Genomic DNA, 1,547 nt, shown 5'->3' with positions numbered 1-1,547 from the left:
CTCATAGACTTCGTGCGCGACACGGCACGGGTGCCGGTAATCGAGACGGGAGCGGGAGTGGTGAACACTTACTTTGACGAGACGGGAGACAGAGATAAAGGCGAGCGCATAATACATAATGCCAAGACACGGCGGGTGAGCGTGTGCAACGCTCTCGACTGCCTCATAGTAAACGCCAGGCGGCTGGCAGACTTGCCATACCTGTGCGCGCGGCTGGCGGAAAGCCGGGTGACAATATACGCCGACGAAGCGGCATTCGACGCATTGCGGGGCAAGTATCCCGCCGGGTTGCTGATGCCGGCCGACGAGAGCAGCTACGGCACGGAGTTCATGGACTATAAAATGGCCGTCAAGACAGTGCAAGACCTCGATGAGGCCATAGCCCACATCAACCGGTACGGCTCGGGACACAGCGAGTGCATCATCACGGAAGACGAGAGGCATGCCACAATGTTCCGCTCACAGGCCGACGCGGCATGCGTATACGTCAACGCACCGACGAGTTTCACGGACGGGGCACAGTTCGGACTGGGAGCCGAAATAGGAATAAGCACCCAGAAACTCGGCCCAAGAGGCCCCATGGGGCTCGAAGAGATTACGACATACAAGTGGCTGATAGACGGTGACGGACAAACAAGGAGATAGAATAAACGACAGCCTCTGACGTACAGGCACGGCAATATGAGACCATGCCGTCACGGCAGAGGCACAGAGATAACAATCAATAACGACAGACAGCAATGAGAACATTCATCAACGTGGAAGACATCGGCGACCTGCGCCAAGCGCTGGCCGAGGCACAAGAGATAAAGAACGACCGGTTCAAATATCAGCATCTGGGAAAGAACAAGACCCTGATGATGATTTTCTTCAATAACAGCCTGCGCACAAGACTCAGCACACAGAAAGCGGCCATGAACCTGGGCATGAACGTGATTGTGCTCGACGTGAACGCGGGAGCATGGAAACTGGAAACCGAGCGCGGAGTGATAATGGACGGCGACAAGAGCGAGCACCTGCTCGAAGCCATACCGGTGATGGCGAGCTACTGCGACATGATTGGAGTACGCTCGTTTGCCGGCCTCACAGACCGCGGCTACGACTATGCCGAAACGGTTCTGCACCAGTTTATCAAATATAGCGGGAAGCCCGTCTTCGCAATGGAAACGGCCACGGTGCACCCACTGCAGGCGTTCGCCGACCTGATAACCATCACCGAGAACCGGGACGGTTGCCGCCCTGTGAGCGAGCGTCAGGATAACGGATTTACGAAAAGTGAGGATTGCGGAACGAATAGCGGGGAACCGGCCGCCAAGACCACGAAAAGGCCTAAAGTAGTGCTCACCTGGGCACCGCACTGCCGTGCGCTCCCACAAGCCGTGCCAAACTCATTCGCGCAATGGATGAACGCCGCAGACGTGGATTTCGTCATCACCCACCCCGAAGGCTACGAACTGGATCCGCGGTTTGCCGGTGACGCCCGTATCGAGTACGACCAGATGAAAGCACTCCAAGGAGCCGACTTCGTATATGCGAAGAATTGGAGC

At 56.6% G+C, this 1,547-nt stretch carries 2 protein-coding genes; both read left to right on the top strand.

Annotated elements, in window-relative coordinates:
- A partial coding sequence (locus MoGM_RS05690; protein ID WP_146078660.1) for an aldehyde dehydrogenase family protein occupies positions 1-645 on the top strand: 645 nt, incomplete at its 5' end.
- A 95-nt stretch (positions 646-740) separates the two neighbouring features.
- Positions 741-1,547: acetylornithine carbamoyltransferase (locus MoGM_RS05685; RefSeq protein ID WP_104369155.1), on the top strand; the 807-nt coding region annotated here is incomplete at its 3' end.

Source organism: Prevotella sp. MGM1 (genome assembly GCF_002933775.1).
Classification (GTDB): domain Bacteria; phylum Bacteroidota; class Bacteroidia; order Bacteroidales; family Bacteroidaceae; genus Prevotella.
Note: the sequence above shows the minus strand (reverse complement) of the source record. Positions and strands in the feature narration are given on the sequence as shown.